A 15,429-nucleotide genomic window follows, 5' to 3' on the forward strand; every position below is an offset into this window, starting at 1 on the left:
CTAAGGTGACTGTTCAAAAATATATGCTCCCTTTTCGCCTGTATAGTGAAAAGGGAGTTTTCTTTTGGCGCAGGTTTTCTGCCACCGCTTTATGTAAGTGCCGTAATTGCTTCCATCCGCGATTAACAGTTTGGGCTTGAGCTGATCCAGGTAGTGCCCCAGGTGTATTTTGGGAGATTGCGTTATCAGGAGGTAGTCTACCTGAATACCTGATGGGGGATGCCTGCTTAAGCTGTCCAGTACAAGCAGTTTTTCACTTCCTATGGTATAGGCGTTCTTTAGTTCTTTAAAGGTGATGGTTTTGATCCGCTCCGCGGTTTTATAGGAACTCAGAAAGTAGTCTAATCTGGAGGGATCCCGGCTGTATAAGGCTAGATTAGATCCCTTTTGATGAAGGATGGCCGTATTTTTGTACTGATGCAGGACCAGAATACGTTCTGATCCGGCCACCTTATAATCCCGAATTACGGTCCAGGCTTGTAGTAAGATGAACACGGACATTAACAAGGCCAGGCGTCGGAACTTGAATTTGTCCAATACAGCCAGGAAAGAAAAGATAAGCAAGTAACAAATTATCAGTTGGGCAAAATCAAATGGAATATCCTCAAAGACAAATGCCCGCTGTCTACCCGCCCAATCCACAATGCGGTTCATGCCCCGGATGAGGGAATCATAGATCCATACCAATCCATTGGGCAGCAAGTCTAACAAGGCGAGAATTACAACCAATATTCCAAAAGCCAGAAGTATACCGAGAAAAGGAACGATGATCAGGTTAGTAACTAAAAACAAAGCCGGAAACTGATGGAAGTAATAAAGGCTTATGGGTAATACCCCAAGCTGGGCTGCAATGGAAACTGAAGTCAATTGCCAGATCTTGCGTACCAAAACATTCCTGGGCAACCAAAACCGCATGAATCGCGGATAAACACTTACAATTGCGATGACTGCGGCATAACTCATCTGGAAACCCGGTTGAAATAACAGCAATGGATCAAATGCGAGCAGGATAAAAAGTACGGAAAGCGCCAGGGTGTTGTGTATATTGTTGGGCCTGTTTAAGGACATGGCATAAGCTATAAAAGAGAACATACTGACCGCCCGGATGACAGAGGGAGACAGTCCGGCCAATAGAGCGAAACCCCAAAGGGCAAGCAAAATAATGGGTAGTTGTAGCTTGTTACCACCCGGAAGGACGCCAAGTGGCTTCAAAAGAAATTGTAGGATCAGAAGGACAATGCCAATGTGCAGGCCGGAAACGGCCAAAAGGTGTACAGCCCCGGAACGTTGATAGCTTTCATAGGTGTCACGGGAGATCTCCATACGATCTCCCAGGAGTAGCGCCTGAATTATCGATAGCTCCGATTTTCCAAAACCTCTGGATTCCAGCTTCTGCATCACCGTAGACCTGATAGAGGCTGCCATACCCCTTAGGGTGGCCCGGCTATTTTTTAAGAGACGATGATTCAGACTGTCCAGACGGATCTGGTGTAGTACCCCTTGTTTGTTCAGATAGTTGCTGTAATTGAATTCATGGGGATTCAATGGCTTTCGTATTTCCATGGCCTGTGCCAATACCAGCAGTTCATCGTCTACCTGGAATTTCGATCCATTTTCCAGGCTTTTTGTCAGCAGCATACGGCCGGATCTTTGCAGGCTGTCCAAAGCGATAACTTCGGCATAATACCTGCTGTAGTGGTCAGTGGCCTTAAGCTTTTTGCTGATCTTTAAATGCCAGAAACGTACTCCCTGATATTGATGATTGGTATAATGTTCCCCGCGTTCCGAATGATTCGCATAGCTGTATAGGTAAACTCCGATGCAACTCGTTAGGGCGAAGGTCAGCAGGCCAAAGCGTACGGACCATCGCCTGTACTTGCCCAAAAACAGCAATCCCAGCAAAGCAAGTAAAAGCCAACTTGTGATTAACGCAAAAGGAGCGGAGATCTGGAGCCAATCTCCAAGCAGGATCCCTAAGATCAGAAAGATAGTCAGCCTGATAGGAATGAAGTCTAATAATTTCATAACGGATAAACCTGGTTTATCCGTGCTATCTTAAGGCTTAGGACTGCAGTTTAACAGCAGTATGATGTATTATTTAATGAGTTTTGGTAGCATCAGAGTACCCGGGTAGCTTTTACAAAGGCGTAGTTCCAAAAGCCTTCCCGCAATGAAGAAACAATGACCCCTCTGGAAGATGTGGAGTGAATAAAACGGATGTCGTCTCCTGCTACTTCAACCACCAGGCCAACATGGTTGATCTTTCTGCCCCGCCTGCTGGTTTTAAAGAAAAGCAGATCGCCTTTGGTTACCTGATTGATCCGGATTCGTTTTCCCTCCTGTGCCATTTGATGCGAAACCCTGGGTAGGGCAATATCGTGTTCCCCGAATGAGACATACAACAAGCCGGAACAGTCCATGCCTTTCCTTGTGGTACCACCGAATTTATAACGCACACCTGAATAGGTCAACGCGCTTCTGATGATCTCGTCTGCTTTGTCAGTAACCTCTGGGGCGGGAATGATACTTGCCTCCTCCCTTGTGGTAAGACTGTCTTTTTCCGAGGCCTCGACGGTAATTTTCCGCTCTTTGCCATAGGTGGTCTTCTTTTTAACCACCCCACAGCTGGCCAGGGAAAGGAGAAGGACAGGAATAAAGATTTTACGGGTCATCCAAGAAATTTAGGGGCTCTCGGAGGTTAAAATTATAGAATTATTCGAAAAGTCAGGAATCTAACACAAGGAAGTTGAGGAATTACACTGATTTTACAATGAGTTCCGCCGCTTTTTCACTGGCGCCTTTGCCTCCCAGTTTCTGTTCCAGTTTGTCATAAGATCCCAGTTGTTCACGGCGTTTTGGTCCCTCCACGATCCTGGCTAATTCGGCTGAAATATTCTTTGGCGTGAGTTTTCCCTGAATGAGTTCCGTGACCACCTCTTTGTCCATGATCAGGTTTACCAAAGAGATATAATTCAGTGTGATGATGCGTTTCGCGATCTGGTAAGACAGCCAATTCCCCTTGTAACAGACTACTTGTGGCACCTTAAAAAGGGCAGTTTCCAACGTGGCCGTACCACTGGTTACCAAAGCTGCATGCGCACAACTTAAGAGCTGGTAGGTTTTATTGGAAACAAAACTTACTTCTTTTTGCTTTAGAAAAGGAAGGTAAAACTCATCCTCCAGGCTTGGAGCTCCCGCTATTACAAACTGGTAACCCTGAAAATCCGTGGTCACAGCCAGCATGAGTCGTAACATATTCTGAACCTCCTGCTTCCGGCTTCCCGGTAGCAGTGCAATGATCGGCTTTTCCGGATCTAGTCCGTGCTCGTTCCGGAATTCCGCAGGGTCTTTTTTTGGAAAGTCCGCAATGGCGTCAATCAGAGGATGGCCTACAAAATGTACCGGATAGTCGTGTTTTTTTTCATAAAAGTCTTTTTCAAAAGGAAGGATAACATACATGGCATCAATATCTCTTTTGATCTTTTTTATCCGGCCTTCTCTGGAGGCCCAGATCTGTGGAGAAATATAGTACTGGGTTCTGAATCCTTCTTTCCGTGCCCATTCCGCTATTCTTAGATTGAAACCGGAATAGTCGATAAATATGAGTACATCTGGCTTAAAACGGGCAATATCCTCCTTGCAATACCTGATGTTTTTGAAGATTCTGGGCAGGTTCCGCAATACTTCAAGGAAGCCCATAAATGCCATTTCCTTGTAGTGTTTTACAAGTACTCCCCCGGCAGACCGCATGAGATCCCCTCCCCAACAGCGTATCTCCGCTGTGGCTTGCTTTTGTTTAATAGCTTTTATCAGATTAGATCCGTGAAGATCACCCGAAGCCTCACCTGCAATGATGTAGTATTTCATCCTATTTAATTCAACATCTCAGCCAGACCAAGATCAGAAGATCTTGTAGTAAAGAATTACCATTGCCGTCAATAAGGTAGCTATCAAAACGCCCCTGGCCCTGGCATCTCTCCGGATCTTTAAGAACCCAAAGAAGGCCACAAGGTTCAATATGGCTCCCAAGGCTAACAGGCTGCCTACATGACCCTGTTCTATCGCCACTTCAAAGGTGGTGGCAATATCGTAGTCCGAAAAAATAAGGATGTACACCAGGGTTCCAATAGTGTTCGCAATAATACCTACTAAAAAACCTATGGCAATTTCTTTTTTATTATTCATTCAAATTCCAATTGTTTAATCGTTGTATGGCGTGATGAGCGGTAAGATCAAATTGTGTGGGAACCACTGAAATATATCCGTTTGCGAGGGCCCATTCATCCGTATCCTGGCCTTTGTCCAGCAATTCAAATTCTCCGGTAAGCCAGTAATAGTCCTTTCCCATGGGATTGGTACGCTTATCGAACTTTTCCTTCCAATTTGCCCTCGCCTGTCTGCATATTTTAATCCCCGCGATCTCCTTGCTATCGCTTTTTGGAATATTCACGTTCAACACAACACCCTTGGGGATCTTATGGACAAGCGCCTCACGTACAATGCGGATCACAAAATCCCTGGCAGGTCCAAAGTCGGCTTCCCAGGAATAATCGCAAAGGGAGAATCCAATGGCAGGAACTCCTTCAATCCCTGCCTCTATAGCAGCACTCATGGTACCGGAATATATGACATTTATGGAGGAGTTAGAGCCGTGGTTTATGCCGCTGACACAGATGTCGGGTTTTCGGTCCAAGAGCTCCTGAAGGGCCAATTTTACACAATCTGCCGGGGTTCCGCTGCAACTGTACTCCGCTTTTGCCCCGTTTTTGGCGTCCGTATTGATCTTTGTGGAATATAAGGTGTTGTCCAGTGTTATGGCGTGCCCCATACCCGATTGCGGGCTGTCTGGCGCTACGACGACTACCTCTCCGATCTCTTTCATATAACCCACTAAAGCACGTAATCCGGGAGCAGTTATACCGTCATCGTTGGTAACCAAAATCAATGGTTTTTGCATCCGACATAATTTATGGCACAAAAATACGTTTTTCCTAAAGACCTAATTAGCACTTCGTTTAACAAAAAATTAATGTCTCTGAACTGCTGACTGGCATAGTTTTTTCAGTATCTTAGAGAATTGGTTGAATTGTGAACAACGAACGAAGCCCATTCGGTTAACAGGAATCGGCTTACGCAACATAAAAAACAATAGATGAAAAGGAATTTAGCGCTTGGATTTTTAATCACTGTTATCGCTGCAGCTTCCTGCAGCTTCACCAACAAAGCTTTCGAAAATGACGATAAGGACAAACTGCTCTTAGACCTTATCACTTATGTTCTGGAGAAAGGCCATTATGAACCCAAAAATATCAATGACGATTTTTCTGCCAATGTGTTCGAAGATTTCATTGATGTGGTAGACCCGACCAAAAGGTATTTCCTTGAAGATGATATCCTGGAGTTTGAGCAATACAAATTTCAGATCGATGACCAGATAAAGAATACGGACATCAGCTTTTTTAACCTTGTATATGACCGTCTGATGATTCGTATGGCAGAGGCTAGAGAGGTTTATAAAAAAGTGCTCTCAGAACCCTTTGATTATCGCAAAAAAGAGAGCCTGGACATTGACTATAAAGAGCAGGCCTTTGTAGATTCCAAATCAGAACTGAAAGAGCGCTGGAGAAAGCAATTGAAATACGCCACTATTGGAACTTTCGACTCCAAGTTGCGAAACGAAGAGCGAAAAGAAAAAGAGGAAGAAGGATATAAGAGCAAGTCCGCGGAAGAATTGGAAGAGGCTTCCAGGGAAGCAACTACGGAAACCCTGGACGAGTTTTTTGATTTCGTGGATGATCTGGAAAGAAAAGACTGGTTTGTTCAGTACATCAATACCATAGTAGACGAATTTGACCCTCACACTTACTACTTCCCACCGGATGACAAGGATAAGTTTGATATCAGTATGTCCGGTAAGTTTGAAGGAATAGGAGCGAGGCTGCAAAAGAAACCGGAAGGTGCAAGGATCGTAGAGATCATTTCCGGAGGACCCGTATGGAGAGACAAGCAGCTGGAAGTTGGTGATGAGATCCTTAAAGTGGGTCAGGAAGGGGAGTTACCTGTGGATATTGTTGGAATGAGACTAGACGATGCCATCAAGTTGATCAAGGGCCCCAAAGGTACCATTGTAGACCTTACGGTAAGAAAGGTTGATGGTTCTGTTCGAGAGGTATCCATCACGAGAGACGTGGTATTGTTGGAAGAATCCTATGCCAAATCAGCTACAGTGATCAAGAATAATCAGAAATTCGGCTTGATCAATTTGCCGAAATTCTACGTGGATTTTAACGATTATGCCGAGCGGAATGCCGCTACGGACGTAGCCAAAGAAGTGGATCGCCTTAAAGAAGACGGGGTAGAAGGCCTTGTATTGGATCTAAGAGATAATGGCGGAGGCTCCTTGAAGACCGTTGTGGAAATGGCAGGTTTGTTTATCAAGGACGGACCCATAGTACAGGTTCGCTCCTCAGGTAAGGATAAGGATATCTATGAGGATAAGGATGAGCGCATTCAATGGGATGGCCCATTGGTAATATTGGTCAATGAATTATCTGCTTCGGCTTCCGAGATCCTTGCCGCGGCTATGCAGGATTACAAAAGGGCCATAGTTATTGGTAGTAAGCAGACTTTTGGAAAGGGAACGGTTCAAAACGTGATCCCATTGGAAAATATAGTTAGAAGCAACGAACACGGCGATCTAGGTGCCATTAAGCTCACTACCCAGAAGTTTTACAGGATCAACGGTGGTTCTACCCAACTGGAAGGGGTAAAAAGCGATGTGGTTGTGCCGGATAAGTACAGTTATATAGACCTGGGTGAGCGTGATCAGTCTAATCCTCTTGGATGGGACAAGATCACCCCGGCGAACTATAAGACCTGGGATGGATATATTGATTACGAAGCCACAATTGAAAATAGCAGGAAGCGTATGGCAATGAATCCTCAGATCAAACTGATCGAGGAGAATGCCAAGTGGTTGAAGCGTCAACAGGAAGAAACAGTGGTTTCCCTGAACTACGATGATTACAAGAAGGAAGAGAAAAAGGACAAAGAAAAGTCCGACTACTTTAGGTCGATCTCAGAATACGATTCCAAACTCACCTTCAAGTCCCTTAAATACGAGCAGGAACTGTTTAATGAAGATCCGGTCTTAAGGGAAAAGAGAGATCGCTGGCATAAGAACCTGGCTAAGGATGTCTATGTGGAAGAAGCGATTAATGTGCTTCAGGACCTGAAGATCAACAATATTAAAAATGGAAAACTGGCCAGTGTAAAGGGCTGATCATCCATTAAGAATCAATAAACCCTGAAATATTTCAGGGTTTTTTTTGCTCTTAATTTTATCTTTAATAAAAAAGGAATTGTTACGTAGAGGTACACTTCTAATGTTTTGCCTGGGACTATTGCTCAATGGCTGTGGATCGGATGATGTCACAGGTTCCTCGGATGATACACCTCCGGTAGAGGGCCCGGACGTAATCCTCTCAGATGTGGTTAGGGTAAACCCCGGATCTTATGCGCCACTCTCTGCCCGTATTGATCTCAGCACTGCCTCTGATGTCAGTATCAGCCTGAGGGTTCATGGGAAAAATGGGGAAGAGTCTGATATTATTCGGGAATTTCCTGATATGGGTACCGATTTCAGTATACCCGTTCACGGCCTTTATGCCAACACCGAAAATACGGTTACACTGAATTTCGAGGACGATTCAGGAACTTCGCTTGGCAGCAAAGACTATACAATTCAGACCGGCCCTTTGCTTGCAGACTTACCTCAGATCGTCATCAAAGAAGCGGACAGGCAGGCCATGGCAGAAGGCTTTACCCTGGTGAGTTACTTTGGACATAATGGTACTGCTTTCCCACAAAGGCCTTTCATTTTTGATTCCTTTGGCGATATACGCTGGTATCTGGATTTCAGGGGACATCCGGACCTCAATGGTTTATTCTATGACGATGGTATGGAACGCCTTGCCAATGGGAATTTTTATTTTGGATCAGGAGGTACAGCTTTTGGTGGAGATGCCAGTAATAGCATTTACGAAGTAGACCTTTTTGGGGCTGTACAGAATACCTGGGAAATGCCCGGTTATGAGTTTCACCATGAGGTACATGAAAAACCAAATGGGAACTTTCTTGTAACAGTGAACAAAATTGGCGCTCCTACTATTGAGGACCACATTATTGAAATTGATCGGGAGAGCAAGCAGATCATTAAGGTCTGGGACCTGGGAGTCTCGCTGGAAAAAACGCGTACCACCTGGACGACTGATAGCCAGGATTGGTTTCACGCCAATGCGGTGGTCTATGATGAGACGGATGATACCATAATCGTTTCCGGACGTACGCAGGGTGTGGTTAAGCTTACAGCCTCTAACGAGGTAGTGTGGATCATGGCCCCGCACAAGGATTGGGGTTCCGCAGGGAACGGGAAAGACCTTAATCAATTCCTGCTAACTCCCCTGGACAAGGATGGCACACCCATTAGCTCCCAGGCTGTTTTGGACGGTGATAGCAATCATCCCGACTTTGAATGGAACTGGTACCAACACGCTCCCCTGGTTATGCCTAATGGAGATATCATGCTTTTTGATAATGGAGATTCACGGAACTATAGCTCAAATGAACGGTACAGCCGGGCTGTGGTTTACAGGGTCAACCCGACTGATATGACCATACAACAGATCTGGCAGTACGGCAAGGAACTTGGGGAGGAAGCCTACTCCAGGATCGTTTCAGATGTAGACTATTTGCCTCAGAAAGATCATATGTTGTACTCCCCGGGCGCCATCATTTTTGACGGATCCATATTTGGAAAGTCCATGGAGATCGATATGTCTAACAACGAAGTGATCTTCGAGGCAGACATCATTCCACCTATCGCTTTTTTCAACATTATCACCTTACACAGGACCGAAAGGCTTCCGCTTTACCCGGACTGAAAGAAGCTATACCGTTACATCTTTTAGTTTATCGGCGTGCATCTGCCGTAACTTTGCAAGTTTAGGAGTGATCACATAATTGCAATACCCCTGCTGCGTATTGTTGCGGTAATAATCCTGATGGTAGTCCTCGGCTTCATAAAATACCTGCAACGGGCTGATCTCCGTAACCACAGGATTGTCAAAATAAGGTGCCACCTCCTTCAATACATCTTCCGCTAGTTGCTTCTGTTCATCGTCGTGATAATAGATCACAGAACGGTATTGGGTCCCAACATCGGCCCCCTGTCTGTTCAGGGTAGTCGGGTCGTGGGTAGTCATGAATATGATCAGAAGTTCTTTATAAGAGATCACATTGGGATCAAAAGTAAGCTGAACCACCTCTGCATGACCGGTAAGCCCAGAACACACTTCCCGATAGGTGGGTTTCCCCGGGGCCTTGCCGCCTGTGTATCCTGAAACTACCTTAATCACACCCTTCACCTGTTGAAATATTGCTTCTGTACACCAAAAGCAGCCTCCTCCGAATGTAGCTGTATCCATATTCGATCTATTCTCCATAAGCTTCAGTTTTTTTGTCGAGTTGCAGGGACTCTGAATTAATGCAATAGCGCAATCCGCTGGGTTCCGGCCCGTCCGGGAATACATGTCCCAGGTGAGCATCACAGGTATTGCACATTACCTCAACCCTGACCATCCCGTATGAGTTATCCCTCTCGTATTTAATGGCGTTCTCCTTAATTGGCTGGGTAAAACTTGGCCAGCCTGTTCCGGATTCGAATTTGATCGTGGAATCAAAGAGCGGCGTGTCACAACAAATACATGAGTATTTTCCCGCTTCGTATATGCTGCACAAAGCCCCTGAATGAGGCGCTTCCGTACCCTTCTTCCTTGTGATCCTGAATTGCTCAGGACTCAGCAATTCACGCCATTCCTGTTCGGTTTTTTCGACCCTGAGGTCCGGTTCCGGATTACCGTTAACACTAAAATGTACAATGTCTTTCCACCTAAGCATAAGCTTGTTTTTATTAGAGTTAAAATACAAAAGTAATCTGAGATCTTTGCTCCCCTTTTAGTCGGATTTAAAGTGTTTTTCTTACTTCTTTTCGAAGCGGATTTCAGGGATTTCAAGTACTTTTGGCGGATGAGAAAAAGTCGCAGGAACCAACTGATCTATACCCTTTTACTAGTACTCTGTATCGTTGGTTTTTGGATCTTTGAAAACTTCTATACACCGGCTACCTACTCTAAACCGGAAGATATCTCCGGAAATACCGTTGTTCCGGAATTCTTCAGACCTGCCACTACCACAGGGGTATTGGTCAGGCACCAACACTATGCGCTTTCGTACCGGGAAGCGGACGAACAGTCAGAATGGGTGGCTTACACCCTAAAGAGGTCCCACCTGACCCAGGACGATCGTGAGCGGCCTTACTTTATTGAAGATCCGAAGATAGCTTCTCACTCGGCTGATTGGCGTAATTACCGGGGCTCAGGATATGACAGGGGCCACTTGTGTCCGGCCGGAGATCGCAGGTTTTCCGAGCAGGCGTACAACGAGACGTTTTATACCAGTAATATCAGTCCGCAGGACCGGGATTTTAACGCTGGGATCTGGAACAGGCTGGAGATGCAGGTACGTAATTGGTGTAGAAGATACGGGGAGCTCTATGTGGTAACCGGAGGCGTATTGAGTCGGCCAATGGACGCCATCGGAGAGGAAGAAGTCACCGTACCGGGTAGCTACTATAAAATTATTGCCAGGGGCAATCCTGGAAATCTTAAGGTAATCGCTTTTGTGATCCCGAACAAAGAAACTTCAGCCCCTCTGAAATCCTTTTGTGTTGCTGTGGACCGCATTGAAGAATTGACCGGGATAGACTTTTTTGAAAACTTGCCGGAAGCGGAGGAAAAAACTCTGGAAGGAAGCCTTATGTCCGAAGACTGGGAGATCTAGAGCCACTCGTTGAGTCTGTTGGCATCCAGCTTCAGAAAAATGAACAATAGGGCTGTAAATCCTAAAAGACCGGAACCACCATAACTAAAAAATGGCAGCGGGATACCAACGGTAGGCAGTACGCCAATAACCATTCCCACATTGATAAAATAGTGGATCAGAAGAATGGAAATGACCCCGTATCCATACATTCGGCTAAAAGCATTCCTTTGCCTTTCGGCCAGATATACCAGTCTTAGCAAAAGCAAGGTAAACAGTATCACTACGGTGGCTGTGCCCAGGAATCCCCACTCTTCGCCCACCGTACTAAAAATATAATCCGTGTGCTGCTCAGGTACAAAATCCCCTTTGGTACGCGTTCCTTCCAAAAAGCCTTTGCCTGAAAATCCTCCGGATTCAATAGCCTTTTCAGATTGGTACGTATTGTACCCGATGGTCTTCCGGATCTCTTCCAGTTTGGCCGGGTCCTTTTCCAGACGTAGCCAAAGACTGAACCTGTCACGGTGCCTTTGTTCAAAAACATTGTTGTAGACGAAATTTACGGAGAGGGAAAAGGCGATCGCAACCGTAAAAAAGATCACCATCGGAATGGCCGGAACCTTAAAGGAGGATTTCTTTACCAAAAGGAAAATGGCTATCAGCAAGGCCAGTCCAATCCCTACCCAGGTCGTGCCGAACATCAGGGTTGTAATAAAAACCAGTATGGCCAGTAGCGCGATCCCCAGGTAATAGAGTGGCAGGCCTTCCCGGAACAGCACAAAGACCAACGCAAAGAACACCATGGCACTACCCGGATCCGGTTGGGGCACAATAAGCAAGGCAGGGACCAGGATGATCAGGAAGGCATAGAGCTGGTCTTTTCTTCGCTTGATGTCCGTCTGGATATCACTGAGATACTTTGCCAGCGCCAGGGCGGTGGCCACCTTTGCAAATTCTGAGGGCTGTAAGTTAAAGAAACCGAGATCGTACCAGGAGGTGGCCCCGGCAATGGTCTTACCAAAAAGGAATAGCCCCAGGAGCAACACCAGCGAAATAATATACAGCACACTTGAAAACCGTTCGTAAAAACTAGCTTCCAGGGCGAGTATCACCAGAACGCCTACCAGACTTACTCCAATAAAGAAAAGTTGTTTACCGTACAGCTGTCCAAAATCAAAAATAGAAGGGCTTTCTTCGGAAAATGTACTGGAATAAATATTGATCCATCCAATGCCTACAAGCAAAAGGAAAAAAAGAACACTAAGCCAATCGACCCGCTTAAGTACACTTCTACCAGACATATTCATTTATCTTGAATTCTTCCCCGCTATGCGGTTTTGCATACTCGTGTTCGAGGGTCTTTTCAAGCATTCGCTTCTCCAGGTCGGTCCTGGTAATTTCACCTTTGAGGTACTTTTCTATTAACAATGAGGCGATATGTCCGGCATATCTTGCCCCGTAATAGCCATGCTCGATATAAACGGCCAGAGCAATTTTGGGATTCTCAACCGGCGCAAATGCCACAAAAACGGAGTGGTCTGTCAACTGTGTTTTAAGCCCGTCTATCTTTGTGAAATTTTCAACAGTTCCGGTCTTACCAGCAATTTCTATGTCCGGGATCTGAAGCCATTTGGCCGTACCTTTTTTATACACATCCGCCATTCCCTGAACTACCGGCTCAAAATGCTTACGGTCTATAGTCGTGTATTTGGCCTCGGTGAATTGCGGTAGGTCTATGGGTATTCCACCAATCTTTTTAAGGATATGAGGTGTAAAGTAATGGCCTCTATTGGCTATCGCGGCGGTCATATTGGCAAGTTGAATAGGAGTAGCCGCTACTTCTCCCTGTCCTATGGAGTTGGAGATGATATAAGACGATGCCCAGCGGTTATCCCCATACCACTTATCGTAATAGGTTTTACCAGGTATGCGCCCCGGCCTTCCGGTAGGCAGGTCGTAACCCAGGTAATTCCCAAGCCCGAAACTCTTCATATGCTTTTCCCAAACATCCATACCCTCGTCTGTCGTTGGGAATTTTTCATAAATCTTTCTAAACGTACCTGCAAAGTAAGCGTTGCAGGATTTATAGATACCGCTATTCATGTTGCGCATGCCACCACCGCAATGACAACCCCTTTTGGTATTGCCCACATAAAAGCCGTTATAGCAGCGGAAAGTAGTCCCTGGTTGGATTACGCCTTCCTGCAGCGCTACCAGCGCATTCAATGTCTTGAATGGGGAACCGGGAGATCCTTCGGCAGATATTGCCCGGTCGAACAAGGGTTTGGCAATAGTATCGTAGTGTAATTTGCTATAATTTCTGGAACGTTCTCTCCCCACAAGTAGGGAAGGATTATATGTAGGGCCGGAGATCATAGCGAGTATCTCTCCTGACTCTGGTTCTATGGCCACAATACCACCCCGTTTCCCGTTCATCAATCGTTCTCCATATTCCTGAAGGTCCTTGTCCAGGGTTATGCTTATTTCTTTACCCTGTTCAGGTAAGGTGTCCAGAATACCATTTTTATAGGGTCCGATATCCCTGTTGAACCGGTCTTTCTGGATGTACTGTACGCCTTTTCTTCCTCTCAGTGTCTCCTCGTATTGCTTTTCTACCCCGGTTCTTCCGGTAAGTTCTCCCTGTTCGTAATATGGATTTTTTTTGAGATCCCTTTCGTTTACCTCACTGATATATCCCAGAACATTGGCGGCACTTTCTGTGAGATAGTCCCGAAGCGATCTTTTCTGAATGTAAAAGCCTTCGTATTTACGCATCTTTTCCTGTAGGCGGGCGTAGTCTTCCTTAGAGAGTTGCGGGACCAATACCGAAGGTAGACGTGGGGAATATATCCTGGCTTTCTTTAATTTATCGATAAATTGCTCCTTGTCTATTCCCAATAGGGAACAGAATTCCAGGGTATCCAGGGGTTGTACCTCCCGGGGGATCACCATTACATCATAAGCCGGTTGATTCCCTACCAGCAACTTGCCGTTACGGTCGTAGATATAACCTCTTTCAGGATAATCGTAAATAGCTTTTATGGCGGGGTCCTCCAAGACCTGGTCTGGCGAAAAGCTGAATATCTGCAGATAGGACAGCCTCCCGATGAAGGTGATGCCGATGATCACGATTATGGATGATAACAGTACCTTTTTCATTACTCCCTGCTAACGCTGAAAAGCGAACCGAATAAAAGACATAAAACAAGTGTTGCGCTTCCCGTGAATAGTACTTTCTTCAAAATTAAGAGCAAATTAGATAAACTAAAAATTTCAAGACTAAAGAAAATGATGTGGTGCGCTACTACTAATAACGCCAAAAATGTAATTTGTTGTGCCCTGGTGGTGTTGGATAATTTGAAACTTTGAAATTCGTAATTCACCCCGAATACAAAACGCATAATGGTTGGCCTAAGATAAGCGATAGTCACCGTTGAGGCCGCGTGTAAAGCCATAGTATCTGAAAAGAAATCTATGGCCAGCCCCAGCAGGAAACCAATGCCCAGGAATACAGGCCTGTTTTCCTTGATCGGATACCAATAGAGAAACAGAATATAGACCATAGGATTGATGAAACCGAAGAAGTTCAACCGGTTAAAGACCAATACCTGCACCAGGACGAGCAGCGTAAACCGAATAACATTGATGAAGTAATAACTGTTGGTCATTGGTTGTTTATCTCGGATTCGAGCTGTAAGACTTCAGGGCGATTTATATTTTCAATGACATAGACATTTTTTAAGTTGGTCATATCATTAAAAAGCTCCACATCTATTCTATAAAAACTTTTGGAGGCATTCAAATCAAATTTTTTGATGGTTCCAATAGGGATGTTTTCCGGGAAAATACTGGACATGGCCCCGGTAACAATAGTGTCTCCTACCAATAGGGGTACCAGCCTGGGGATATCTTCCAACTGCACTACGTCGTAGCGTTTGGTATCCCAGGTCAGAGAGCCAAAGTAATTGGTGTTTTTTATCTTGGCGTTTATGGTGGATTTGGTATTGAGAATGCTTTGAACCGCAGCGAACCTGTTGCTGGTGATCTCCACAATACCCAATATTCCCTTCGCGGTTATAACGCCCATATCCTGTTTTACGCTATCGCGCTTACCCCGGTTGATGGTAATATAATTATCCGGGTTGGCATAACTGTTTTTGATGATCTGCGCCGGAAGTATCGTATAGTTGATCTCTGTGGTATCCAATTCTACGGAATCCAATACCGGACTGTTCAGCAATAGCCTTTTCAGCTGCGTATTCTCCTCCACTAAGGCCCTGTTCTCATCGTCCAGGTCAAAATAGGAAGAAATACTACTGGAGGCACTGTATACTGTACCGCTGAACCAATTGGCGGAGTTAAAGAATTTCGATCTGTGATAGGAGTGAGACTGAACAGTAAAGGCAAGCGCAATAAACAATAAGAGCATGTAGAGCAGCGAGGTTTTGTATCGGATGATAAAATTAGCGATCTGCTGCATTCACTTTCGTATTGGTTACAAGCTGTACTTATTTAGCAATTCAATTGGGCATGTTCAATTGCGGGCCTTTG

At 45.3% G+C, this 15,429-nt stretch carries 14 protein-coding genes; 3 read left to right on the forward strand and 11 right to left on the reverse strand.

Translation table 11 applies throughout. The annotated features are described in order from the left end of the window. The 5 genes from GTQ38_RS12415 to surE form a co-directional block, all read right to left on the reverse strand. A complete protein-coding gene (locus GTQ38_RS12415) occupies nucleotides 1–2,025 on the reverse strand; it encodes a ComEC/Rec2 family competence protein (protein ID WP_161435841.1) in 2,025 nt (674 codons plus the stop codon). A 92-nt stretch (nucleotides 2,026–2,117) separates the two neighbouring features. After that, a complete protein-coding gene (locus GTQ38_RS12420; RefSeq protein ID WP_161435842.1) occupies nucleotides 2,118–2,672 on the reverse strand; it encodes a C40 family peptidase in 555 nt (184 codons plus the stop codon). 82 nt (nucleotides 2,673–2,754) lie between these two features. Then, the gene (gene lpxB, locus GTQ38_RS12425; protein ID WP_161435843.1) at nucleotides 2,755–3,867 is read right to left on the reverse strand and encodes a lipid-A-disaccharide synthase; all 1,113 of its coding nucleotides are present in this window, start codon (nucleotides 3,865–3,867) and stop codon (nucleotides 2,755–2,757) included. Nucleotides 3,868–3,900: 33 nt separating this feature from the next. Continuing rightward, nucleotides 3,901–4,185: a hypothetical protein gene (locus tag GTQ38_RS12430; RefSeq protein WP_161435844.1), complete on the reverse strand. Its 285-nt coding sequence runs from the start codon at nucleotides 4,183–4,185 to the stop codon at nucleotides 3,901–3,903. After that, nucleotides 4,178–4,957, reverse strand: a complete 780-nt coding sequence (gene surE, locus GTQ38_RS12435) for a 5'/3'-nucleotidase SurE (protein WP_161435845.1) — start codon at nucleotides 4,955–4,957, stop codon at nucleotides 4,178–4,180. The genes GTQ38_RS12430 and surE overlap by 8 nt, the downstream gene beginning before the upstream one ends. Nucleotides 4,958–5,152: 195 nt before the next feature. Here surE and GTQ38_RS12440 point away from each other — a divergent pair, with 195 nt between their 5' ends. Further along, nucleotides 5,153–7,282 carry a carboxy terminal-processing peptidase gene (locus GTQ38_RS12440; protein ID WP_161435846.1) on the forward strand — a complete coding sequence of 710 codons (2,130 nt, stop codon included), beginning with the start codon at nucleotides 5,153–5,155 and terminating at the stop codon, nucleotides 7,280–7,282. A gap of 79 nt (nucleotides 7,283–7,361) precedes the next feature. Continuing rightward, entirely contained in the window at nucleotides 7,362–8,942 is a 1,581-nt protein-coding gene (locus GTQ38_RS12445; protein WP_161435847.1) for an aryl-sulfate sulfotransferase, read from the forward strand. A gap of 6 nt (nucleotides 8,943–8,948) precedes the next feature. Here the strand turns inward: GTQ38_RS12445 and msrA are convergent, their stop codons facing one another. Continuing rightward, on the reverse strand, nucleotides 8,949–9,503 hold the full coding sequence (gene msrA, locus GTQ38_RS12450; protein WP_161435848.1) for a peptide-methionine (S)-S-oxide reductase MsrA: 555 nt from the start codon (nucleotides 9,501–9,503) through the stop codon (nucleotides 8,949–8,951). Then, a complete protein-coding gene (gene msrB / locus GTQ38_RS12455) occupies nucleotides 9,493–9,957 on the reverse strand; it encodes a peptide-methionine (R)-S-oxide reductase MsrB (protein WP_161435849.1) in 465 nt (154 codons plus the stop codon). Before msrB ends, msrA begins: the two co-directional genes overlap by 11 nt. Before the next feature lie 129 nt (nucleotides 9,958–10,086). Here msrB and GTQ38_RS12460 point away from each other — a divergent pair, with 129 nt between their 5' ends. Next, nucleotides 10,087–10,899: a DNA/RNA non-specific endonuclease gene (locus GTQ38_RS12460; RefSeq protein WP_161435850.1), complete on the forward strand. Its 813-nt coding sequence runs from the start codon at nucleotides 10,087–10,089 to the stop codon at nucleotides 10,897–10,899. On the opposite strand, the gene rodA is transcribed toward GTQ38_RS12460, so the two are convergent. From rodA to mreC, 4 genes are read right to left on the reverse strand one after another with little or no spacing between them, the layout of a single operon-like run. Continuing rightward, nucleotides 10,896–12,179 carry a rod shape-determining protein RodA gene (gene rodA, locus GTQ38_RS12465; RefSeq protein WP_161435851.1) on the reverse strand — a complete coding sequence of 428 codons (1,284 nt, stop codon included), beginning with the start codon at nucleotides 12,177–12,179 and terminating at the stop codon, nucleotides 10,896–10,898. The genes GTQ38_RS12460 and rodA overlap by 4 nt on opposite strands. Continuing rightward, nucleotides 12,169–14,037 (reverse strand): penicillin-binding protein 2, encoded by a 1,869-nt coding sequence (mrdA, locus tag GTQ38_RS12470; protein WP_161435852.1) that lies wholly within the window; start codon nucleotides 14,035–14,037, stop codon nucleotides 12,169–12,171. Before mrdA ends, rodA begins: the two co-directional genes overlap by 11 nt. Next, nucleotides 14,037–14,546 carry a rod shape-determining protein MreD gene (locus tag GTQ38_RS12475; protein WP_161435853.1) on the reverse strand — a complete coding sequence of 170 codons (510 nt, stop codon included), beginning with the start codon at nucleotides 14,544–14,546 and terminating at the stop codon, nucleotides 14,037–14,039. Before GTQ38_RS12475 ends, mrdA begins: the two co-directional genes overlap by 1 nt. Then, on the reverse strand, nucleotides 14,543–15,358 hold the full coding sequence (gene mreC / locus GTQ38_RS12480) for a rod shape-determining protein MreC (protein ID WP_161435854.1): 816 nt from the start codon (nucleotides 15,356–15,358) through the stop codon (nucleotides 14,543–14,545). The genes GTQ38_RS12475 and mreC overlap by 4 nt, the downstream gene beginning before the upstream one ends. Nucleotides 15,359–15,429 lie beyond the last annotated feature (71 nt).

Source organism: Poritiphilus flavus, assembly GCF_009901585.1.
Classification (GTDB): Bacteria; Bacteroidota; Bacteroidia; order Flavobacteriales; family Flavobacteriaceae; genus Poritiphilus; species Poritiphilus flavus.